The following is a 21,145-nucleotide window of genomic DNA, read 5'->3' as shown; positions in this document are numbered from 1 at the left end:
GCATGCATCTAGTTCCCCACGGGTGGCGTTCGTCGTACCCGCTCGCCGTCGCCCACGAGCCGCTGGATGCGGGCGGCCGTGGACGGCGGCACCACCGAGTCGGGGTCCCGGACCACCCCGAGCGCCGCGTGGGTGCCGACGAGCGCGGTGTACAGCAGCGGGCACGTCGGGCAGCCCTCGAGGTGCCGCTCGACGGCGACCCGCTGGCCACGGGGCAGCTCCCCGTCGAGGTAGTCCGAGACCTGACGGCGGGCCACCCAGCACCGCAGCGGCACCCCGGCGAGCGCCTCGCGCCGCTCGTGGCCACGGGCGAGCTCGCTGACGAGCATCATCCGGCCCCGGCGCAGCCGCTGCTTCGCCGCCGGCAGGCCGACGCCCTGGATCTCGGCGACCTGGGCCACGGTCATGCCCTCGGCGTCGTGCAGGACGACGGCTGCCCGGTAGATGAACGGCAGGTGCACGAGCGCGTCCCGCAGCTCCTCCGCGGTCTCGGCGCGCTCGACGACGCTCGCGGCGTCCACGGTGTAGGCGTCGTCGCGCCAGCTGCGCTCGACCGCGTCGGCGACGGCGTCGCTGGGCTCCTCCCGGTCACGCCGAGCGGCGTCCACGGCGAGGTTGTGGAGGATCCGGTGCAGCCAGGTCGCCGGCGCTGCGTCGCCACGGAACGACTCGCGCCGCTCCAGCGCCCGCACGAGCGTCGCCTGGACGAGGTCCTCGGCCCGGTGCGGGTCGCGCGTGATCGCGCGGGCGTAGCGCAGCAGACCGGGGACCTCGTCCGCGAGCGACGCATCCAGGCTCACCACGGCGACGTTAGCGCGCCGGCGCGGTCCGGGTCGTCCGTGCGGTGCTGAACCCCACCAGGGCGTAGGCCGGGCAGAAGCCGACGGCGGCGGTACCGAGCAGGATCCCGGCGACGGCATACAGGGTGATCGCCAGCGCGCCGCCGGGGCCGGCCAGCAGACCGGCGACGACGAGCACGGGGGCGACGGCGGCGCGGACCTTGCGGTCGGTGTCGCTCATGTTCTTCTTCATGGTTCTCCTCCTCGCAGAGCGGTTGACCTCTCATGGACGCACGAGGGGCGCAGAGGGATACAGCCTCCCGCCTACAGTGAGGCCATGCGCCTGTCCCCCCTCGTCGACCCGGGGCCGCCCCTGACCCGCGAGCAGGTCCAGCGCTACTCGCGCCACCTCCTGCTCGGCGCGATCGGCGACGACGGGCAGCGCCGCCTCCTCGCCGCCCGGGTGCTCGTCGTGGGTGCCGGGGGACTCGGCTCGCCGGCCCTGCTGTACCTCGCGGCGGCGGGGGTGGGCCACCTCGGGGTGGTCGACGACGACGTCGTCGACGTCTCGAACCTCCAGCGCCAGGTCCTCCACACCGCCGCCGACGTCGGTCGGGCGAAGGTGGACTCCGCGGCCGAGCACCTGCGCGACCTCAACCCCGAGGTCACGGTCGAGCGGCACCACGTGCGCCTCGACGCGAGCAACGCCCGCGAGATCGTCGCCGGCTACGACCTCGTGCTCGACGGGACGGACAACTTCCCCACGCGCTACCTCGTCAACGACGTGTGCGCCGAGCTCGGCGTGCCGCTGGTGTGGGGGTCCATCCTGCGCTTCGACGCCCAGGTCTCCGTCTTCTGGTCCCGGCCGCGCACGGCGGCGGCGCCCCGCCCCGTCACCGCCGCCGCCCGCCCCGCCGCCACCGACCCCGCCACCGACGAGACCCCCGCGGGTCCCACGCTGCGCGACCTCTTCCCCGCTCCGCCCCCACCGGGGTCGACACCCTCGTGCGGCGAGGCGGGGGTCCTGGGCGCCATGTGCGGCCAGGTGGGTTCGGTCATGGCGGCCGAGGCCGTCAAGCTCGTCACCGGCAGCGGCGAGACCCTGCTCGGCCGGGTCCTCGTCCTCGACGTCCTCACCGCCCGGTGGGCGGAGCTCCCGCTGCGCCCGCGGCCCGCCGGGACCGCGCCGCGCACCCGCGCCGAGATCGGGTACGACCCCACCGGCAGCCCCGAGGGCAGCACCGGCGCCGCCTGGTGCGCCCTGCCCGCCGGCGCCGCCCGGCCGGCCGCCGACGACGCCGCCGACCGCCCGGAGATCACCGCCACCGCGCTCGCCCGTCGCCTCGCGGCCCGCGAGCGGGGGGACGACGACTTCGTCCTCCTCGACGTCCGCGAGGCCGCGGAGCGCACCGTCGTCGCGATCCCCGGCGCCGTGGGCATCCCGCTCGGCGAGGTCCTGGCCGACCCCGAGGGTGCGCTGCACCGCCTCGACCTCGCCCACCCCGGCGGGGTCTCGCGCGAGCTGCTCGTGCACTGCCGCAGCGGGGTGCGCTCCGCCCAGGCCACCCGCGCCCTGGCCGACGCCGGCGCGCGGGCCGTCAACGTCCGGGGCGGGGTCCTGGCCTGGGTCGCGGACGTCGACCCCACCCTGCCCACCTACTGACCGGAGGACCGAGCGATGATCAGCGTGGAGCAGCACCTCGAACGGGTGCTGGCCGCCGTCGGCCCGGCGACGCCGCGGCGCACCCCCCTCGCCGGGGCGCACGGGTGCGTCCTGGCCGAGGACGTGCGCGCCGTCGTCGCGGTGCCACCGTTCGACAACTCCGCCATGGACGGCTTCGCGGTCCGGGCCGCCGACGTCCGTGCCGCCACCGCCGCCGGCCCGGTCCGGCTGGCGGTCGTCGCGGACCTCCCCGCCGGGTCCGGCGAGCGCCCCGAGGTCCGGCCGGGCACCGCCGTGCGGATCATGACCGGCGCACCGGTACCCCCCGGCGCGGACGCCGTCGTGCCGGTCGAGGACACCGACGTCCCCCCGGGTCCCCACCCGCTCCCCACGGCCGTGGAGATCCGCCGCGCGGTCCCCCCGGGCTCGCACGTCCGTCGGGCCGGCGACGACGTCGCCCCCGGCACGGTCGTCCTGCGCGCCGGCACACCGCTGCGCGCGCGGGACCTGTCCACCGCCGCCTCCGCCGGTCACGGCGAGCTCCTCGTCCACCCGCCCGTGCGCGTGGGCGTGCTCTCCACCGGGTCGGAGCTCGTGGCCCCCGGCGCCCCGCTCGCCCACGGTCAGATCCCCGACTCCAACGCCGTCCTCGTCGCGGGCATGGTGCTCGAGTCGGGGGGCGTCCCGGTGCTCCTCGGCGCGGTCGACGACGACCCCGACGCCCTGCGCGGCCTCCTCGCCGCCCGGCTGGGCGAGGTCGACGCGGTCGTCACCACCGGTGGGGTCAGCGCCGGCGCCTACGACGTCGTCAAGGAGGTCCTGGCCCCCCTCGGCGACGTCGCCTTCGACAAGGTCGCGATGCAGCCCGGCAAGCCGCAGGGCTTCGGCGCGCTGCGCGACGGCGAGCGCCCGGTGCCGCTGTTCGCCCTGCCCGGGAACCCCGTGAGCGTGTTCGTCAGCTTCCAGGTGTTCGTCCACCCGGCCCTGACGCGCATGCGCGCGCTCGTGGCCGGGGGCGCCCGCCCCACGGTCACCGCCGTCGCCGCGCAGGGGTGGCGGTGCCCGGCCGGGCGCCGCCAGTACATCCCCGTCGTCGTGGAGACGCCGGACGGGTCGGACGGGTCGGTGCGTGTGCGGCCCGCCGCCGCGGGCGGCTCCGGCTCGCACCTCGTGGCCAGCCTGGCGCTCGCGGACGCCCTGGCGGTCGTCGGCGACGACGTCGAGGAGATCCACGAGGGGGACGCGGTGAGCGTCATGATGGTGCCGTGACCACCACCCCGCCCCTCAGGCTCACCCACCTCGACGACGCCGGCCACGCCCGGATGGTCGACGTCACCGCCAAGCAGCCCACCGTGCGCGAGGCGGTGGCCGTCGGCGAGGTGCGCTGCTCCCCCACGGTCATGACCGCCCTGCGCGAGGGGACCGTGCCCAAGGGCGACGTCCTGGCCGTCGCCCGCATCGCGGGCATCGCGGCCGCCAAGCGCACGCCCGAGCTCCTGCCGCTCGCGCACACCATCGGCGTGCACGGCGCCAGCGTCGACCTCGAGCTCGCCCCCGACCGGGTGCGCATCACCGCCACGGTCCGCACCGCCGACCGGACCGGCGTCGAGATGGAGGCGCTGACCGCCGTCTCGGTCGCGGCGCTGGCGGTCGTGGACATGGTCAAGGGCGTGGACCGCTCCGCGGAGATCACCGGGGTCAAGGTGGTCGCGAAGTCCGGCGGCCGGTCCGGGGACTGGCGCCGGCCCGAGGCCTGACGGTGACGCGCGACGCCCGGTCCGACCACGCCGAGCCGTTCGACGCCGTGGTGCTCGCGGGCGGCACCGGGCGGCGGCTCGGCGGGGCCTCCAAGCCCGAGGTCCGGCTCGCCGGGCGCCGGCTCCTCGACCACGTCCTGGACGCCGTCGACGGCGCCCGCCGCGTGGTCGTCGTGGCTCCCGACGACGTCGCCGTCCCGCCGGGGGTCGTGCGCACCCTCGAGGACCCGCCGCTCGGCGGCCCCGTCGCCGGGCTCGCCGCGGGCCTCGCGGCGCTGACGGACGGCGCCGCGCCCTGGACGGCGGTGCTCGCGTGCGACGCGCCCCGGGCCGGCACGGCGGTCGACCGGCTCCGCGCGGCGGCCGCCGGCGCCGTCCCGGCGGGCGCTCCCGGAGCGGGAGGTGGGGACGGCGCGTGCCTGGTCGACGCGGCGGGATCGGCCCAGTGGCTCACGGGTGTGTACCGCACCGCGTCGCTGCGGGCGGCGGTGGCCGGCCCGGCCGGCACGCGGGGCCGCTCCGTGCGCAGCGTCCTGGGCGACCTCGACATCGTCCTGGTCGGCGCCGTGGGCGAGGAGTCCGCCGACGTCGACACGTGGGCCGACCTCGACCGGCTCGAGGGGCGGCCGGGGCCCGGCCGCGCCGGACCGCCACCGGCCTGACTCAGCCCTGGGGTGGGCGGGGGTGGTCGCCGCCGCCGAGCTGGTCCACGACGTGGTGGACGAGCGGGGCGAGGACGGCGACGACGTCGCGCACCCCGCCGGGGGAGCCCGGGGCGTTGACCACGAGCGCCTCCCCCGCGGCGCCCTCGGCGATGCCGGCGAGCCCTCGGGTGAGCACGGCCGCCGGCACGGTCCGCGCACCACGCGCCCGGATGGCCTCGGCGATGCCGGGCAGCTCACGGACGAGCACCTGGCGGGTCCCCTCCGGGGTGCGGTCGCGGGGCGCCACCCCGGTGCCCCCGGTGGTGAGCACCACGCGCGCGCCTGCCGCCAGGGCCGCGGTGAGCGCGGCGGCGACGCTCTCGGCGCCGTCGGGGACCACCGTGACCTCGGCCAGCACGCCCGTCTCGGCGAGCAGGCGTGCGGCCAGCGGTCCGGAGGTGTCCTCGGCCTCCCCCCGCGCGCACCGGTCCGAGACGGTGACGACCGCACCGCGCACGGTCGGCGGCGGGCCGGCGGCCGCTGCCGCCCCCGCGGTCCGGCCCCCCGGCCGGGAGCTCGGCCGGTCGCCGTCGTGATGGTCCACCGGGACACCGTAGCGGGACGTGGGGCCGCGTCGAGGCCCGCCGTCGACGTCGCCCGGACGTCGTCCCCGACCGCCCGTGGGGGCGTGAGAAATACGGAAGAAATCGCTTGGTTGAATGATTTAGAAAAGGCAGCCATCACATAAAACGGGACACGCCCGCGCTGGTTTCACAACCGGCCGGGGCCGTGCATAATCGCTGCCAGGCGCCGGCAAAGCCGCATGTCGGCGCCTCGTCCGACCAGGCCGCGGAGAATCCGGAGGTGCCCCGTGCGAGGGTTCCGGCATTCCGCGCAGCGTGCCGGCGCACAGCCTGGACCCCTATGGCTCTCCGCCCTCCGCCCCGCTAGCGTGTGGCGGGAACCGCATGAGCCGACCATCCAACGACGGAGGCCTCTGTGACGGCACCCAGCTCACCCGACGCCGCCCGCACCGGGCGCGCGAGGCCGGCGGGCGACCCCGGCCGGGCCAACCTCATGCTGTTCATGGCGACGCTGGGCTTCATGCTCAACTTCTGGGCCTGGGCGCTCATCGGGCCGCTCGGCTCCACCTACGGCGACGAGCTGCAGCTGAGCGCCGTCCAGGTCTCCGCCGCCGTCGCCGTCCCCGTCATCGTGGGCTCCCTCGGCCGGATCCCGGTCGGCGCCCTCACCGACCGGTTCGGCGCCCGGACGATGTTCCCGGTGGTCACCCTCCTGACCGTGCTGCCCACCCTCTTCACCGGCCTGGTGGCGCGCAGCTTCGTCACGCTCCTCATCGGCGGGTTCTTCCTCGGCCTGGGCGGCACCACGTTCGCCATCGGCATCCCGTTCGTCAACCGCTGGTTCCCGCCGGAGCGGCGCGGGATGGCGCTGGGCATCTTCGGCATGGGCACGGTCGGCACCGCCGTCGCCTCGTTCACCACCGTGGGCATCGCCGACGCGTTCGGTCTCCCGGCACCGTTCATCCTCGTGTCGGTCCTGCTCGTCGCCTACGCCGTGGCGGCGCGCGCCCTCATCCGGGACGCGCCGGGGCTGGGCCGGCCGGCCGGCTCGCTCGTCGCCCGCACGTGGGCCACGCTGAAGCTACCCTCCACGCTCGAGCTCTCACTCATCTACGCCATGGGCTTCGGCGGCTTCGTCGCCTTCAGCGTCTACCTGCCCACCTACCTCGTCAACGCCTACGGCCTCGAGCGGGCCGACGCCGCGCTGCGCACCGCCGGCTTCGTCGTCCTCGCCGTCCTCGCCAGGCCCGTCGGCGGCTGGCTCTCGGACCGGTTCCACCCCATCCCGGTGCTGGTGGTCAACTTCGTCGTCACCGCGGTGATGGCGCTCGTGGCGGCCGCCGAGCTCGCCCTCATGCCGCTCGGCAGCATCGCCTTCCTCACCATGGGCATCATGCTCGGCTCGGCCGCCGGCGCCTGCTTCGCGCTCGTGGCCAGGGTCGCTCCCCCGGAGAAGGTCGGGTCGGTCACCGGCGTCGTGGGGGCCGCCGGCGGCCTGGGCGGGTTCTTCCCGCCGCTGGTCATGGGCGCCTTCTACAGCACCACCGGCGACTACACCGGCGGCCTGCTCCTGCTCGCGGCGACGGCGATCGGCGTCGCCGCCTTCACCTGGTGGCCGGTGCGCCGCAACGCGCACGGCTGACGAGACCCACCGAACGACCCACACGAGGCCCACCCCGAGACCGACACCGGCGCGACCCCCCACCGCAGCCCTGGAAGGACGCCAGACATGACGGCAACGACGCCCCGAGGACCCGCCACCGACCGGGAGACCAACCCGCTGCTCAGGCTCGGCACGTTCCTCCGGCGGGGTGAGGCCTCGGAGGACCTGCGCCAGCTCTTCCTCACCGGCGGGCGCGAGGGCGACGCGTTCTACCGCGACCGGTGGTCCCACGACAAGGTGGTCCGCTCCACGCACGGGGTCAACTGCACCGGCTCGTGCTCGTGGAAGGTGTACGTCAAGGACGGGATCATCACCTGGGAGTCCCAGCAGACCGACTACCCCACCGTCGGGCCGAACTCACCCGAGTACGAGCCCCGCGGCTGCCCGCGCGGCGCCGCCTTCTCCTGGTACACCTACTCCCCCACCCGGATCCGCTACCCGTACGTCCGCTCGACACTGCTGACGATGTACCGCGAGGCCCGGGCCCGCCTGGGCGACCCGGTGCTCGCGTGGGGCGACATCGTCGAGGACCCGGAGCGGTCCCGGCAGTACAAGGCGGCCCGCGGCAAGGGCGGTCTCGTGCGGGCGACGTGGCAGGAGGTCGAGGAGCTCGTCGCCGCCGCCCACGTCTACACCACCAAGGCCTACGGCCCGGACCGGATGGCCGGCTTCACCGTCATCCCTGCGATGTCGATGGTCTCCTACGGGGCCGGGTCCCGGTTCTACTCCCTCATGGGCGGCTCGATGCTGTCCTTCTACGACTGGTACGCCGACCTGCCCGTGGCGTCGCCGCAGGTCTTCGGCGACCAGACGGACGTGCCGGAGTCCGCGGACTGGTTCAATGCCGGCTACCTCATCATGTGGGGCTCGAACCTCCCGGTCACCCGCACCCCCGACGCCCACTTCATGGTCGAGGCCCGCTACCGCGGTCAGAAGGTGGTCGCGGTCTCCCCCGACTACGCCGACAACACCAAGTTCGCCGACGAGTGGCTCGCCGTGCACCCGGGCACCGACGGCGCCCTGGCCATGGCGATGGGCCACGTCATCCTCAGCGAGTTCCACGTCCGCGACCGCACCCCGCGTTTCGTGGAGTACATGAAGCGCTACACCGACTCCCCCTTCCTCGTCAGCCTCGACGAGCGCGACGGCGCGTACGTGCCGGGCAAGTTCCTCACCGCCGCCGACCTCGCCGGCGACGCCGAGCACGGCCACCTCGCCGACGGCGCCCACCCGGACTTCCGCACCGTCCTCCTCGACGCCGCCGGCACCCCCGTCGTCCCCAACGGCACGCTCGGGGACCGCTTCGGCCCCGAGGGAGCCGGGCGGTGGAACCTCGACCTCGGGGAGACCGACCCGCTGCTGTCGCTGGCCGACATCGCCGGCTCCGAGCCGGTCGCCGTCGACCTGCCCCGCTTCGACCTCACCCCCGAGCCCGGCTCGGAGACCGGCGCCCACCTCGGTGGGTCGGGCGTCCTGCGCCGCGGCGTCCCCGCCCGGCGGGTCGGCGGGCGGCTCGTCACCACCGTCTACGACCTGCTCCTCGCCCAGTACGGCGTCGCCCGGCCGGGCCTGCCGGGGCAGTGGCCCACCGGCTACGACGACGCCTCCACCCCGGGCACCCCGGCCTGGCAGGAGGAGATCACCGGCGTCCCGGCGGTGGCCGCCACCCGCATCGGGCGCGAGTTCGCCGACAACGCCGTGCGCTCCCAGGGCCGGTCCATGATCGTCATGGGCGCCGGGACCAACCACTGGTTCCACTCCGACACGATCTACCGCACCTTCCTCGCCCTGGTGACGATGACCGGCTGCCAGGGCGTCAACGGCGGCGGCTGGGCGCACTACGTCGGCCAGGAGAAGGTCCGGCCGATCACGGGCTGGTCGCAGTACGCGTTCTCCCTGGACTGGCAGCGCCCGGCCCGGCAGATGATCGCGACGGCGTTCTGGTACCTGGCCACCGACCAGTGGCGCTACGACGGCCTGCCCGCCGACTCCCTCGCCTCGCCGCTCGCGACGGGCGCGTTCGCCGGCCGGACGACGGCGGACACGCTCGTCGAGGCCAGCAGGCGCGGCTGGATGCCCTCCTACCCGACGTTCGACCGCAACCCGCTCGACCTCACGGACGAGGCCGCCGCGGCCGGCAAGGAGGTCCCCGCCCACATCGTCGACGAGCTCGCGGCCGGCCGGCTGCACTACGCCGTCGAGGACCCCGACGCCCCGGAGAACTTCCCCCGCGTCCTGACCGTGTGGCGCTCGAACCTCCTCGGCTCCTCGTCCAAGGGCAACGAGTACTTCCTCAAGCACCTCCTCGGCACGGAGGCCTCCGTCCGCGCCGCCGAGTCCACCCCCGACCGGCGCCCGCGTGACATGGTCTGGCGCGAGGACGCCCCCGAGGGCAAGGTCGACCTGCTCACCACCATCGACTTCCGCAACACCTCGACGACGCTGTTCTCCGACGTCGTGCTGCCGGCGGCGACCTGGTACGAGAAGTACGACCTCAACTCCACCGACATGCACCCGTTCGTGCACGCGTTCACCCCGGCGATCAACCCGCCGTGGCAGACCCGCTCGGACTACGCGATCTTCCAGTCCCTCGCACGGCGGGTCGGTGAGCTCAGCCACGGCCACCTCGGCGTGCGCAGGGACGTGGTCGCCGCGCCGCTCGCCCACGACACCCCCGACGAGCTCGCCACCCCGCACGGCGCCGTGGCCGCGATGGACCTGCTCCCGCCCACGCCCGGGGTGACGATGCCCAAGCTCGTCGTCGTCGAGCGCGACTACCCCAACATCCTCGAGAAGTTCAACGCCCTCGGTCCGCTCACGGACAAGGTCGGGATGGTCACCAAGGGGGTCTCCTTCGACCCCACCGAGGAGGTCCGGGCCCTCGGGGAGAAGAACGGCCGCGCGACGTCCGGCATCGCCGCCGGCCGGCCCCTCCTCGACAAGGACACCAAGGCCTGCGAGATGATCCTCGCCTTCTCCGGCACCACCAACGGGCGCCTGGCCACCCAGGGCTTCGAGTTCATGGAGAAGCGCACCGGCACCCGCCTCGCGGACCTCTCCAGCGACCACGCGGGCACCCGGATCACCTTCGCCGACGTCCAGTCCCGGCCGCAGTCGGTCGTGACCTCGCCCGAGTGGTCCGGCTCCGAGCACGGCGGACGGCGGTACTCGGCCTTCGTCGTCAACGTCGAGCGGCTCAAGCCCTGGCACACCCTCACCGGGCGGCAGCACTACTACCTCGACCACGACTGGATGAGCGAGATCGGGGAGAACCTGCCGGTGTTCCGGCCGCCGCTGGACATGCACCGGCTCTTCGGGGACGCGGTCCCGGGGGCCCGGACCACCGGCGGCGCCGACGCGACCGACGGCTCGGCCGGCCTCGCCGAGGTCGCGGTGCGCTACCTCACCCCGCACTCGAAGTGGTCCATCCACTCCGAGTACCAGGACAACCTCTTCATGCTCTCCCTCTCCCGGGGCGGGCCGAACATCTGGATGTCCCCCCAGGACGCCGCCAAGGTCGGCGTCAAGGACAACGAGTGGATCGAGGCGTACAACCGCAACGGCGTCGTCGTCGCCCGCGCCGTCGTCTCGCACCGCATGCCCGAGGGGACGGTGTACATGCACCACGCCACCGACCGGACCATCGACGTGCCCCGCACGGAGACCTCCGGACGGCGCGGAGGCATCCACAACTCCCTCACCCGGGTCCTGCTCAAGCCCAGCCACCTCATCGGCGGCTACGCCCAGCTGTCCTACGCGTTCAACTACACCGGCCCGACGGGCAACCAGCGCGACGAGGTGACGGTCATCCGCCGTCGCAGCCAGGAGGTCGAGTACTGATGAAGGTCATGGCACAGGTGTCGATGGTGATGAACCTCGACAAGTGCATCGGGTGCCACACCTGCTCGGTGACGTGCAAGCAGGCCTGGACCAACCGCACCGGCACCGAGTACGTGTGGTTCAACAACGTCGAGACCCGGCCCGGGCTGGGCTACCCGCGCACCTACCAGGACCAGGAGCGCTGGGGCGGCGGCTGGGTCCGCACGAAGCGGGGCAAGCTCAAGCTCCGCGCGGGCGGGCGGCTGAAGAAGCTCGCGACGATCTTCTCCAACCCCAAGATGCCGACGATCTACGACTACTACGAGCCGTGGACGTACGACTACGACATGCTCCTGTCCGCCCCGGCGAACCAGCGCACCACCCCCGTCGCGCGCCCCAAGTCCCTCCTCACCGGTGAGGACACGTCCATCACCTGGTCGGCCAACTGGGACGACGACCTCGGCGGGTCGCAGGAGATCGCGGTGATGGACCCGATCCTGAAGAAGATGAACGAGCAGGTCCACATGGAGTTCGAGAAGACCTTCATGTTCTACCTGCCGCGCATCTGCGAGCACTGCCTCAACCCGTCGTGCGTGGCGTCGTGCCCGTCGGGCGCGATGTACAAGCGGGCCGAGGACGGCATCGTCCTGGTCGACCAGGACCAGTGCCGCGGGTGGCGCATGTGCGTGACCGGCTGCCCGTACAAGAAGGTCTACTTCAACCACAAGACCGGCAAGGCCGAGAAGTGCACCATGTGCTACCCGCGCATCGAGGTGGGCCTGCCGACGGTGTGCTCGGAGACGTGCGTCGGGCGGCTGCGCTACATCGGCCTCGTCCTCTACGACGCCGACCGGGTGGGCGAGGCGGCCGCCGTCGAGGACGAGCACGACCTCCTCGCCGCGCAGCGCTCGGTCTTCCTCGACCCGTTCGACCCCGAGGTCATCGCCGCGGCCGAGCGCGAGGGCATCCCCCGCGACTGGGTCGACGCCGCCCAGGCCAGCCCCATCTGGAAGCTCATCTCCGAGTACGAGGTGGCCCTGCCCCTGCACCCGGAGTACCGCACCCTGCCGATGGTCTGGTACATCCCCCCGCTCAGCCCGGTCGTCGACGTCGTCACCGGCTCGGGCAACGACGGTGAGGACGCCCGCACCCTGCTCACCGCCATCTCGACGATGCGGATCCCCATGGAGTACCTCGCCGAGCTGTTCACGGCCGGCGACACCGCACCGGTCGAGCGCGTGCTGCGCCGCCTGGCGGCGATGCGGTCCTACATGCGCGACATCAACATGGGCGACCCGGGCGACGAGGAGATCGCCGCGGCCGTCGGCATGACCGGCGCCCAGGTCGAGGAGATGTACCGGCTCCTCGCGATCGCCAAGTACGAGGACCGCTACGTCATCCCCACCACGCACGCCGAGATCGCCCGCGGGCTGGAGGAGATGGCCTGCTCGCTGGACTTCGACGGCGGGCCGGGCATGGGCGGTCAGGGTCCGTTCGGCACCTCCTCGGGGCACCCGACGCCGGTGAGCGTGGAGACGTTCCACGCCCTCAAGGAGCGGCAGACCGCGGACTCGCCGAACGTGCCCACCGGCGGCTCGAGGGTCAACCTCCTCAACTGGGACGGCCGCGGCGGCACCGACGGGCTGTTCCCGCCGGACGTCCAGACCGGCCGGGACCCGCGCAGCCTCGACGTCACCGACCCCGAGGCCGCGCCCGGCTCCGGGCCCGACGCCCCGCACGCCGGCGGCGACCCGCTCCACGAGGCGGGCGGCACCCGGGCCACCGGCGCCCGGCCCGAGGAGCCCGGCGTGGGCCCCGGCCGGGACGAGCGGCCGGAGGACCGGCGATGAGCGGCCCCGCGCGCGTCCCGGCGCTCCCTCGGCTCTCGACCGTGGCGGTCGACGCGGAGCAGCGGGCGGTGACGTTCATGGCCGCGTCGGTCCTGCTGGACTACCCCGGCGCCGACCAGCTCCGCCGCGTCGCGGCGGTCCGCGACGGCGTCGGCGAGCTGCCGCCACAGGTGCGCGAGCGCCTCCTGACCGTCGCCGAGCACCTCCTGGGCAGCGAGGGCGACGCCGCGGCCCGGCACTACGTGGCCACGTTCGACCTCAGGCGCAAGTGCTCGATGTACCTGTCCTACTTCCACACCGGCGACACCCGCCGCCGCGGCAGCGCGCTCGTGCGCTTCGTCGAGGCCTACCGGGCCGGCGGGTGGGAGGTCGACCGCGACGAGCTGCCCGACTTCCTCCCGATCACGCTCGAGTTCGCCGCCGTGGGCGACGCCGAGATCGGCACGTCGCTGCTCGCCGCGCACCGCGAGGGGCTGGAGGTGCTCCGCTCGGCCCTGACGTCGCTCGGGAGCCCGTACGCCGCCGCCGTCGAGGCGGTGTGCATGGTGCTGCCCCGGCCGACGCCCGACGTGGAGGACCGCTTCCTCCAGCTCATCACCGCCGGGCCACCGACCGAGATGGTGGGGCTCAGCGCGCTCGGACCGTTGGAGCCGTTCGCCCCGGGCGGGGCGAGTCACGAAGGGGTGAGGGCATGAGTGCCACCGAGATCCTCCTGTGGGTGGTCTTCCCGTACGTCTCCATGGCGGTCTTCGTCGTGGGCATGATCTGGCGGTACCGCTACGACAAGTACGGCTGGACCACGCGCTCGTCCGAGCTCTACGAGCACACGATCCTGCGGCTGGGCTCACCGCTGTTCCACTTCGGGATCATCTTCGTCGGGCTCGGGCACTTCATGGGCCTGCTCATCCCCAAGGACGTCACCGAGGCCGTCGGCTTCAACGAGACCTGGTACCACTGGATCGCCACCTACATGGGGTCCGTGGCCGCGGTGATGACCATCGTCGGGCTGGCGATCCTCATCTACCGCCGCCGCCGCACCGGCCCGGTGTTCCTCGCGACGACGCGGGTGGACAAGGCCATGTACGTCCTCCTGGCCCTGCCGATCCTGCTCGGGACCTGGGCGACCGTCCAGCTGCAGCTCCTCGGCGACGGGCACGGCTACGACTACCGGGAGACCATCTCCCCCTGGCTGCGCTCGCTGCTGTACTTCCAGCCCCAGCCCGAGCTCATGACGGACGTCCCGCTGCCGTTCAAGCTCCACATCACGGCCGCGTTCCTGCTGTTCCTCGTGTGGCCGTTCACCCGGCTGGTGCACGCCTTCTCGGCGCCGGTGCAGTACTCGACGCGGCCGTACATCGTCTACCGCTCACGCGAGGCCGGGACCACCACGCGGGACCCGCGCCGTGGCTGGGAGCCCTCGACCCGGCCCCGCGACCGGAACCGCCCGACGAGCACCCGGAACTAACGGCGGGGCAGACGCACCCGGGCCCGAACACCCGCACAACCGCACACTCCGCACCCGCACCCGCACCCGCACCCGCACCCGCACCCGCACCCGCGACACAGAACCGCTCACTGGCGCCGCAGCTGCGGCAGTACGCTTGCCGTTGTGCCGCACTACCGGATCTCCGAGGCCGCCCGGCTGCTCGGCGTCAGCGACGACACCGTCCGCCGCTGGGTCGACGACGGCCGGCTGACGGCGCGTGCGGACGCCGCGGGCCGGAAGACCGTCGACGGCGCCGAGCTCGCCCGGCACGCCCAGCAGCTGGCCGCCCAGCCCGCCGGGGACGCCGGGGTGAGCCGCTCGGCGCGCAACAGCTTCACCGGCCTGGTCACCCGCGTCGTCGCCGACACGGTGATGGCCCAGGTGGAGATGCAGTGCGGGCCGTTCCGCGTCGTCTCGCTCATGAGCGCGGAGGCCGCGACCGAGCTCGGCCTCGAGCCCGGCTCGACCGCGACGGCCGTGGTCAAGGCCACCAACGTCATCGTCGAGACCGTCCCTGGGCACGCGTGACGACGCACCGGCACCGGGCGCGCGTGAGGGGGCAACGCCGCGTCGCTGCCCTGCTCGCCGTGGTGGCGGCCACGCTGGCGGGCTGCACGGGCGGCGGGAGCGACGAGGGCGCAGGTGGGTCCTCCGCCGGTGCTGCGGGGAGCACCGGCGAGGCAGCCGGCGAGCTCGTCGTCCTCGCTGCCGCCTCGCTGAGCGAGGTCGTGGAGGAGCTCGCCGCGGCCGTCGAGGCGGCCCACCCCTCGGTCGAGGTCACCCTCTCCTTCGGCGGGTCGGCCGACCTCGTGGCCCAGGTCCTCGCCGGCGCCCCGGCCGACGTGCTCATGACCGCCGACGAGACGACGATGGCCCGGGCCGAGCACGACGGCGCCGTCGCCGCCCCGGTGGTGGTGGCCGAGAACTCCCCCGTGCTCGTGGTGCCGGCGGGCAACCCCGCCGGGGTCACCGGCCTCGACGACCTCGACGGTGCCGCGCTCGTCGTCTGCGCGCCCCAGGTGCCGTGCGGGGCCGCCGCGGCCGAGCTGGCCCGGCGCGACGGCGTCACGCTGGCACCGGTGAGCGAGGAGTCCGCCGTCACCGACGTCCTCGGCAAGGTCACCTCCGGGCAGGCCGACGCCGGGGTCGTCTACGCCACGGACGCCCGCCGCGCCGGCGGCGCCGTCGAGGTGGTCGACGTCCCCGGCTCGACGGACGTGCTCAACCGCTACCCGGCGGCGGCCGTGACCGGCGGCGACCCCGAGCTCGCCGCGCTGTGGCTCGACGCCGTCACGGGGGCGCCCGGCCGGACCGTCCTGGCCGACGCCGGCTTCACGCTGCCGTGAGCGGCCACGCCCCGCGCGAGGTCGGCGCGCTACGGCCCGACGAACGGACCGCCGGGCTGCCCCGCTGGGTGTTCGTGCCCGCCGCGGTCGCTGCGACGCTCGTCGCCCTGCCGGTCCTCGGCATGCTCGCCCGGGTGCCGTGGGACCGTCTGCCCGAGCTGCTGACCACCGACTCCGCGCTTGCCGCCCTCGGGCTCAGCCTGCGCACCTCCGCGGCGGCCACCGCGATCGTGGTCGTCCTGGGCGTCCCGCTCGCGCTCGTCCTGGCCCGCACCCGGCTGCCAGGGCTGCGGGTGGTACGCACCCTGGTCCTCCTCCCCCTCGTCCTGCCGCCGGTCGTCTCGGGCCTCGCCCTCCTGGCCACCCTGGGCCGGCGAGGACTGCTCGGCGCCCGGCTCGAGGCGCTCGGCGTGGACATCGCCTTCTCGACCGCGGCCGTCGTCCTCGCCCAGGCGTTCGTCTCCCTGCCCTTTCTCGTCCTGTCCCTCGAGGGCGCCGTGCGCACGGCGGGCGGACGCTACGAGCAGGTGGCGGCGACCTTGGGGGCCCGACCGACCACCGTCCTGCGGCGGGTGAGCCTGCCTCTGCTGCTGCCCGCACTCGGCTCGGGGACCGCCCTGGCGTTCGCCCGCTCCCTCGGTGAGTTCGGTGCGACCCTCACGTTCGCCGGCTCCCTCGAGGGCGTCACCCGGACCCTGCCGCTGGAGATCTACCTCCAGCGCGAGACCGACCCCGAGGCGGCCCTGGCCCTGTCGGTCCTGCTGGTCGCGGTCGCCGTCGTCGTCGTGCTGGCCACCCACCGGGCGCGACGGTGAACGGCACGCGGGCCGGCGCGCCGGCCGGCGACCACCCGGCGGTGGCCGTGCACGCGGAGGTGGCCGCCCGGGGCGTGCGGCTCGACGTCGAGGCCCGGCCGGGGCGCGTGCTCGGTGTGCTCGGCCCGAACGGCGCGGGCAAGTCCACCCTCCTGGCGCTCGTCGCGGGGCTGGCGGCGCCGTCGTCCGGCACCGTCCACGTCGGGGGGCGCCTCGTCGCGGGCCCGCGCGCCTGGGCGCCGCCGCACGACCGCCGCGTCACGCTGCTCGCCCAGGACCCCCTGCTCTTCCCCCACCTCACGGCGCTCGACAACGTCGCCTTCGGGCCGCGCGCGGCGGGGGCGGGGCGCCGGGAGGCGGACCGCCTGGCCCTGACGCTGCTCGACCGGGTCGGGTGCGCCGACCTGGCCGGGCGGCGACCGGCGGCGCTCTCGGGTGGGCAGTCGCAGCGGGTGGCGCTGGCCCGGGCGCTGGCACCCGACCCCGAGGTGGTCCTCCTGGACGAGCCGCTCTCCGCGCTCGACGTCGGCTCCGCGGCCGAGATGCGCCACCTGCTGCGCGACGTGCTGCGCGGCTCCGGCCGGACGGCGGTCCTGGTCACCCACGACCTCCTCGACGTCCTCGCGGTCGCCGACGACGTCGTCGTGCTCGACGGCGGGACGGTCGTGGAGACCGGGCCGGTCGGGGAGGTCCTGACCCGTCCACGGTCCCGCTTCGCCGCCGCGCTCGCCGGGGTCAACCTCGTCCTGGGCAACCTCGCCGACGACGAGGACGCCGTCATCGCACCGGCCACCGGGACGGCGGCGGACCGGACGAGCGCGCCGGCCCTCGTCGTCCACGGGCTCGTCGACGCCGGGTGCGCACCGGGGGAGGCGGTCGCCGCGACGTTCGGGCCGCGCGCCGTCTCGGTGCACCGGACACCTCCCGGGGGCAGCCCGCGCAACGCCCTGCCCGTGCGGGTGGGCGCGCTCGAGCGCCAGGGCGACCTCGTCCGGGTCCGGGGCACCACCGCCACCGGGCACGTCCTCGCGGCGGACATCACGCCCGCCTCCGTGGCCGCGCTCGACCTCACCCCGGGCACCGAGGCCGTCTTCAGCGTCAAGACGGCCGAGGTGACCATCTTCCAGGCGTGAGAGGCCCTAGACCTCGTCCTTGAGGGTGCGGCGCGTCTCGTCCCACAGCTCCGGGCTGTCCTCGTGCCCGTGGACGGAGATGGCGTGCTCGACGGCGGCCCGCACCACCTCCTCCTCCTCACCCGAGATGGTGAGGGTGCACCCCATGACGCTCGGGGTGTCCCGGCAGTCCGCGACCTTCCTGACCATGTCGGCCTCCTCGGCGGGGCCGGGACTCCCCGGCCGGCCGCACCTCGATGGTCCGCCCTCGCCGTCCACCGGTCAACGGTGAATTCCCACCATCCGGGACGGATCACCTGTGCCGTCCCAGTCGCCGGTCGCCGCTGGTCGGTGCGGGGAGGGGACCCGTTAGCGTCCCTCCATCCACCGATGGCCAGGTCCGCGAGAGGGGAGCAGCGATGTCCGGTACGACGGTCCGGCTGCTCCGGGCGACCCGAATGCGCGGCCGCGCGTCCGGGGGACGGGTCATCCGCTGACCCCCTCCCGCGTCGGACCGCCCCGGGCGGTCAGGCGCTGCCGGGCGCGCGGCGACGACGTATCCGCCCCCTCGCCCCGCCACAGGAGAAGACCATGACCACCACCGTCAGCCCCACCACCGTCAGCCCCATCACCCTCAGCACCACCAGCGAGACCCCCACCGCTGTCAGCCCCGTCCGCGCCTACGACCCCACGCCCCGGCTCGCCGACTTCAGCGCCGCCGGACGGTGGAAGGGCCGGCTCTCCACTTCCGTCGAGGCCCGCCGGTTCGGCTTCACCGTCGCCGAGCCGACCTCCCTCGGCGGCACCGACGAGGCCGCCAACCCCATCGAGTACCTGCTGGGCTCGCTCGCCGGGTGCGTCTCGGTCGTCGTCGAGACCGTCGCCGGTGAGCTCGACGTCCCCGTCGCGGCGTTCGAGAGCCACGCGACCGGAACCCTGGACATCCGCGGGTTCCTCGGCACCGCGGACGTCTCGCCGCACTTCCAGCAGCTGACCCTGACGCTCACGCTCACCACCTCGGTGCCGGAGGCCGAGCTGGCCGAGCTCAAGGACCAGGTGCGGCGCCGCTGCCCACTGCTGAACCTCCTCACCGACGCCGGTGTCGACCTGCGTGAGGTGTGGGTGGTCCGCCGCCCCTGACCGGCGGATGGCGAGACGGGGCCGGGCGGGTGCGCACCCCGCCCGGCCCTTCCGTCAGGGCGCGCCCGTGGACCGGGTCATGGCAGGACGAACCCGAGCAGGAGGCCGGCCGCGGCCAGGACGGCACCCGCGGCGGCCAGCGCACGGGCGCCGCGGTACGGGGCCGTGAGCGACCACCGGGACGGATCGCCGGCGTGGAACCAGAGCGGCACGACCGCGCCCACCGCCGGGGCGGGACCCGTCGGCTCGTAGGACACCTCGTGCATGTGCCTCCGGCCGTGCCAGCGAAGGCGGTGCAGACCGCCCTCGACGACGTGGACCGCCTCCGTCCGGTGCCACCGGAGGTACAGCCCACGGACCACGAAGGCCGCGAAGATCATGGCCAGCCCGGCGTTCCCGGCAGCAGCGGCGATCGACTCGGTCACTGCAACGCCGTCCGGCCCGGTCACCGGCCGAGCGTATCCCGGCGCGACCGTCGCCAGGGGACCGGCTTCAGCGCCCGACGACCGCGCTGCGCCGCTCGAGAAGCAGCGTGTCCCGCCACCTGCCCGCGAGCTCGCCGTGGGTCATCCGCGCGATGCGCTGCCGACGGCCCACCTCGCGGAAGCCGAGCGCGCGGTGCAGCGCGAGGCTGGCGACGTTCTCGGGAAAGACGCTGGACTGGATCGTCCAGATGCCGGCGGCCTCGGTGGAGGCGACGAGCGACTCGAGCAGAGCGCGGCCCACGCCGCGCCCGCGCGCGGCGTCCGAGACGTACACCGAGTGCTCGACCACGCCGGCGTAGACCTCCCGTGTGGAGACCGCACTCACCGCCGCCCAGCCCAGGACGACGTCGGCGTCGAGGACCGCGTCGTCGAGGGCGACGACTCGGTGCGTCGCAAGGTGCGAGGCGTCGAACCGCTCCCAGGTGGGGGCGGCAGACTCGAACGTCGCGTGACCGGTCTCGATGCCGGCCCGGAGGATCGACTCGACCTGCGGCCAGTGCCCCGGCTCCATGGCGGTGACGGTGAGAGACATGGCCGGCAGTATGCCCGATCGATTGACAAACGTCGATGCCTGTTCCATGCTTCATCCATCGACGTTCATCAATGCGACCGGTCATCGGCGCACGAACCGGAGGTTCCCATGTCCCAGCCCGCGAGCGCGGCAGGCTCCGCCGCCGCCGACTCCCTGCCCGTCGTGGTGATCGGTGCCGGCCCGGTGGGCCTGGCCGCCGCGGCCCACCTTCTCGAGCGAGGTCTCGAGCCTCTCGTCCTGGAGGCTGGGGACGACGTCGGCGCCGCCGTCCGGCAGTGGTCCCACGTCCGGCTGTTCTCCCCCTGGGAGTACGACGTCGACCAGGCGGCCCGGCGGCTGCTCGGGCGCACGGGGTGGCAGGCGCCGCCGAGGGACGGCCTGCCCACCGGGGGCGAGCTCGTGAGCGACTACCTCGAGCCGCTCGCGCGGGCGCTGTCCGGCCGTATCGTCACCGGCGCGCGCGTCGTCGCCGTCAGCCGCGACGGGGCGGACAAGACCCACGCCGCCGGGCGGGCGGACCGCCCCTTCCTCGTGCGGAGCGTCGTGGACGGCCGGGTCGTCGACCACCTGGCCCGGGCGGTCGTGGACGCGTCGGGGACGTGGTCGGGGCGCAACCCGCTCGGCACGGCCGGGCTGCCCGCCCCCGGGGAGGCGGACGCCGCCGAGCTCCTCCTCGGGCCGCTGCCGGACGTGCTCGGTCGCGACCGGGCCCGCGTCGAGGACGGGCACGTCCTCGTCGTCGGTGCCGGGCACTCCGCGGCCAACACCCTGCTGAGCCTGGTCGAGCTCCAGGAGAGAGCCCCCGCCACGCGCATCACCTGGGCGGTGCGCGGGCAGTCCGCCGCTCGGGCCCACGGCGGCGGCGACGCCGACGCGCTGCCCGCGCGGGGCGCGCTCGGCACGCGCGTCCGGGAGGCCGTGGAGGCCGGCCGGGTCGAGCTCCTCACGTCGACGACCGTCGCCTCGCTCGAGGTCGTGGCCGGCGGCCGTCAGGTCGACGTGACGCTCGCGCGCCCCGCCGGCGCCCTGCGGCTGCGGGTGGACGCGGTGGCCGGCGCGACGGGCTTCCGGCCGGACCTGGAGATGCTGCGCGAGCTGAGGCTCGACCTCGATCCGGGGCTGGAGGCGCCCAGCGCCCTCGCGCCACTGATCGACCCGGAGCACCACTCGTGCGGGACGGTCCCGGCGCACGGCGCGACCACCCTCGCCCACCCCGAGCCGGGCTTCTTCGTCGTGGGGATGAAGTCCTACGGACGCGCTCCGACCTTCCTGCTCGCGACCGGGTACGAGCAGGTCCGCTCGGTGGCCGCCCACCTGGCGGGTGACGTCGAGGCGGCCGGCAGGCTCCAGCTCGAGCTGCCCGAGACCGGTGTGTGCTCGACCGCGCAGCCCGCCGTCATCGGCTTCCCCACCGGCCTGCGCCACGGCCGCAAGGCGGCGGTCGGCGCCTCGGACCTCCGCCGCTGAGGG

The 21,145-nt window shown here is 74.7% G+C and carries 21 protein-coding genes; 15 read left to right on the top strand and 6 right to left on the bottom strand.

Features of this window, described 5'->3' with window-relative positions:
- Window positions 1–8 precede the first annotated feature (8 nt).
- Window positions 9–800: a sigma-70 family RNA polymerase sigma factor gene (locus AAEM63_RS01685; RefSeq protein ID WP_341360000.1), complete on the bottom strand. Its 792-nt coding sequence runs from the start codon at window positions 798–800 to the stop codon at window positions 9–11.
- 10 nt (window positions 801–810) lie between these two features.
- Window positions 811–1,032, bottom strand: a complete 222-nt coding sequence (locus AAEM63_RS01680; RefSeq protein ID WP_341359999.1) for a DUF2892 domain-containing protein — start codon at window positions 1,030–1,032, stop codon at window positions 811–813.
- Window positions 1,033–1,116: 84 nt separating this feature from the next.
- Here AAEM63_RS01680 and moeB point away from each other — a divergent pair, with 84 nt between their 5' ends.
- From moeB to AAEM63_RS01660, 4 genes are read left to right on the top strand one after another with little or no spacing between them, the layout of a single operon-like run.
- Window positions 1,117–2,442 (top strand): molybdopterin-synthase adenylyltransferase MoeB, encoded by a 1,326-nt coding sequence (moeB, locus tag AAEM63_RS01675; RefSeq protein ID WP_341359998.1) that lies wholly within the window; start codon window positions 1,117–1,119, stop codon window positions 2,440–2,442.
- A gap of 15 nt (window positions 2,443–2,457) precedes the next feature.
- Window positions 2,458–3,711 (top strand): gephyrin-like molybdotransferase Glp, encoded by a 1,254-nt coding sequence (gene glp / locus AAEM63_RS01670; protein ID WP_341359997.1) that lies wholly within the window; start codon window positions 2,458–2,460, stop codon window positions 3,709–3,711.
- The gene (gene moaC / locus AAEM63_RS01665) at window positions 3,708–4,199 is read left to right on the top strand and encodes a cyclic pyranopterin monophosphate synthase MoaC (protein WP_341359996.1); all 492 of its coding nucleotides are present in this window, start codon (window positions 3,708–3,710) and stop codon (window positions 4,197–4,199) included. The genes glp and moaC overlap by 4 nt, the downstream gene beginning before the upstream one ends.
- 2 nt (window positions 4,200–4,201) lie before the next feature.
- Window positions 4,202–4,861, top strand: coding sequence for an NTP transferase domain-containing protein (locus AAEM63_RS01660; protein WP_341359995.1), 660 nt, complete (start codon window positions 4,202–4,204; stop codon window positions 4,859–4,861).
- Between the two features lies 1 nt (window position 4,862).
- Here AAEM63_RS01660 and AAEM63_RS01655 read toward each other — a convergent pair whose 3' ends face one another.
- Window positions 4,863–5,447, bottom strand: a complete 585-nt coding sequence (locus AAEM63_RS01655) for a MogA/MoaB family molybdenum cofactor biosynthesis protein (RefSeq protein ID WP_341359994.1) — start codon at window positions 5,445–5,447, stop codon at window positions 4,863–4,865.
- Between the two features lie 395 nt (window positions 5,448–5,842).
- Between AAEM63_RS01655 and AAEM63_RS01650 the strand changes: the two genes are divergently transcribed.
- The 9 genes from AAEM63_RS01650 to AAEM63_RS01610 all read left to right on the top strand — a co-directional run bounded on the left by AAEM63_RS01650 (window position 5,843) and on the right by AAEM63_RS01610 (window position 17,539).
- A complete protein-coding gene (locus AAEM63_RS01650; RefSeq protein WP_341359993.1) occupies window positions 5,843–7,069 on the top strand; it encodes an MFS transporter in 1,227 nt (408 codons plus the stop codon).
- A gap of 87 nt (window positions 7,070–7,156) precedes the next feature.
- Window positions 7,157–10,930, top strand: a complete 3,774-nt coding sequence (locus tag AAEM63_RS01645) for a nitrate reductase subunit alpha (protein WP_341359992.1) — start codon at window positions 7,157–7,159, stop codon at window positions 10,928–10,930.
- Window positions 10,930–12,759, top strand: coding sequence for a nitrate reductase subunit beta (gene narH, locus AAEM63_RS01640; protein ID WP_341359991.1), 1,830 nt, complete (start codon window positions 10,930–10,932; stop codon window positions 12,757–12,759). The genes AAEM63_RS01645 and narH overlap by 1 nt, the downstream gene beginning before the upstream one ends.
- Window positions 12,756–13,454, top strand: coding sequence for a nitrate reductase molybdenum cofactor assembly chaperone (gene narJ / locus AAEM63_RS01635; protein ID WP_341359990.1), 699 nt, complete (start codon window positions 12,756–12,758; stop codon window positions 13,452–13,454). Before narH ends, narJ begins: the two co-directional genes overlap by 4 nt.
- A complete protein-coding gene (narI, locus tag AAEM63_RS01630; protein WP_341359989.1) occupies window positions 13,451–14,224 on the top strand; it encodes a respiratory nitrate reductase subunit gamma in 774 nt (257 codons plus the stop codon). Before narJ ends, narI begins: the two co-directional genes overlap by 4 nt.
- A gap of 144 nt (window positions 14,225–14,368) precedes the next feature.
- Window positions 14,369–14,773 (top strand): helix-turn-helix transcriptional regulator, encoded by a 405-nt coding sequence (locus tag AAEM63_RS01625; protein WP_341359988.1) that lies wholly within the window; start codon window positions 14,369–14,371, stop codon window positions 14,771–14,773.
- Between the two features lie 23 nt (window positions 14,774–14,796).
- The gene (gene modA / locus AAEM63_RS01620; protein WP_341359987.1) at window positions 14,797–15,591 is read left to right on the top strand and encodes a molybdate ABC transporter substrate-binding protein; all 795 of its coding nucleotides are present in this window, start codon (window positions 14,797–14,799) and stop codon (window positions 15,589–15,591) included.
- The gene (locus AAEM63_RS01615; protein WP_341359986.1) at window positions 15,588–16,406 is read left to right on the top strand and encodes an ABC transporter permease; all 819 of its coding nucleotides are present in this window, start codon (window positions 15,588–15,590) and stop codon (window positions 16,404–16,406) included. The genes modA and AAEM63_RS01615 overlap by 4 nt, the downstream gene beginning before the upstream one ends.
- Window positions 16,403–17,539: an ATP-binding cassette domain-containing protein gene (locus AAEM63_RS01610; protein ID WP_341359985.1), complete on the top strand. Its 1,137-nt coding sequence runs from the start codon at window positions 16,403–16,405 to the stop codon at window positions 17,537–17,539. Before AAEM63_RS01615 ends, AAEM63_RS01610 begins: the two co-directional genes overlap by 4 nt.
- A 6-nt stretch (window positions 17,540–17,545) precedes the next feature.
- Here the strand turns inward: AAEM63_RS01610 and AAEM63_RS01605 are convergent, their stop codons facing one another.
- Window positions 17,546–17,728 (bottom strand): DUF1059 domain-containing protein, encoded by a 183-nt coding sequence (locus AAEM63_RS01605; RefSeq protein WP_123916376.1) that lies wholly within the window; start codon window positions 17,726–17,728, stop codon window positions 17,546–17,548.
- Window positions 17,729–18,109: 381 nt separating this feature from the next.
- Here AAEM63_RS01605 and AAEM63_RS01600 point away from each other — a divergent pair, with 381 nt between their 5' ends.
- Complete coding sequence (locus AAEM63_RS01600; RefSeq protein ID WP_341359984.1) at window positions 18,110–18,658, top strand: OsmC family protein; 549 nt, start codon at window positions 18,110–18,112, stop codon at window positions 18,656–18,658.
- Between the two features lie 77 nt (window positions 18,659–18,735).
- Here the strand turns inward: AAEM63_RS01600 and AAEM63_RS01595 are convergent, their stop codons facing one another.
- Window positions 18,736–19,107: a hypothetical protein gene (locus AAEM63_RS01595; RefSeq protein ID WP_341359983.1), complete on the bottom strand. Its 372-nt coding sequence runs from the start codon at window positions 19,105–19,107 to the stop codon at window positions 18,736–18,738.
- 43 nt (window positions 19,108–19,150) lie between these two features.
- Window positions 19,151–19,675 carry an N-acetyltransferase family protein gene (locus AAEM63_RS01590; RefSeq protein WP_341359982.1) on the bottom strand — a complete coding sequence of 175 codons (525 nt, stop codon included), beginning with the start codon at window positions 19,673–19,675 and terminating at the stop codon, window positions 19,151–19,153.
- A gap of 108 nt (window positions 19,676–19,783) precedes the next feature.
- On the opposite strand from AAEM63_RS01590, the gene AAEM63_RS01585 reads away from it, so the two are divergent.
- Window positions 19,784–21,142, top strand: a complete 1,359-nt coding sequence (locus AAEM63_RS01585; protein ID WP_341359981.1) for an FAD-dependent oxidoreductase — start codon at window positions 19,784–19,786, stop codon at window positions 21,140–21,142.
- Window positions 21,143–21,145 lie beyond the last annotated feature (3 nt).

The organism is Georgenia sp. M64 (assembly GCF_038049925.1).
Taxonomy (GTDB): Bacteria; Actinomycetota; Actinomycetes; order Actinomycetales; family Actinomycetaceae; genus Georgenia.
The sequence above is the reverse complement of the archived record's forward strand: the minus strand, read 5'-3'. Positions and strand labels throughout refer to the sequence as shown.

What these genes read in the sequence shown, in the direction of transcription:
- narH (WP_341359991.1), top strand. Translation starts at nt 10,930, where the DNA reads ATGAAGGTCATGGCACAGGTGTCGATGGTGATGAACCTCGACAAGTGC.
- AAEM63_RS01605 (WP_123916376.1), bottom strand. Translation starts at nt 17,728, where the DNA reads ATGGTCAGGAAGGTCGCGGACTGCCGGGACACCCCGAGCGTCATGGGG.
- AAEM63_RS01585 (WP_341359981.1), top strand. Translation starts at nt 19,784, where the DNA reads ATGTCCCAGCCCGCGAGCGCGGCAGGCTCCGCCGCCGCCGACTCCCTG.
- AAEM63_RS01680 (WP_341359999.1), bottom strand. Translation starts at nt 1,032, where the DNA reads ATGAAGAAGAACATGAGCGACACCGACCGCAAGGTCCGCGCCGCCGTC.
- AAEM63_RS01645 (WP_341359992.1), top strand. Translation starts at nt 7,157, where the DNA reads ATGACGGCAACGACGCCCCGAGGACCCGCCACCGACCGGGAGACCAAC.
- AAEM63_RS01600 (WP_341359984.1), top strand. Translation starts at nt 18,110, where the DNA reads ATGACCACCACCGTCAGCCCCACCACCGTCAGCCCCATCACCCTCAGC.
- narI (WP_341359989.1), top strand. Translation starts at nt 13,451, where the DNA reads ATGAGTGCCACCGAGATCCTCCTGTGGGTGGTCTTCCCGTACGTCTCC.
- moeB (WP_341359998.1), top strand. Translation starts at nt 1,117, where the DNA reads ATGCGCCTGTCCCCCCTCGTCGACCCGGGGCCGCCCCTGACCCGCGAG.
- glp (WP_341359997.1), top strand. Translation starts at nt 2,458, where the DNA reads ATGATCAGCGTGGAGCAGCACCTCGAACGGGTGCTGGCCGCCGTCGGC.
- AAEM63_RS01590 (WP_341359982.1), bottom strand. Translation starts at nt 19,675, where the DNA reads ATGTCTCTCACCGTCACCGCCATGGAGCCGGGGCACTGGCCGCAGGTC.
- narJ (WP_341359990.1), top strand. Translation starts at nt 12,756, where the DNA reads ATGAGCGGCCCCGCGCGCGTCCCGGCGCTCCCTCGGCTCTCGACCGTG.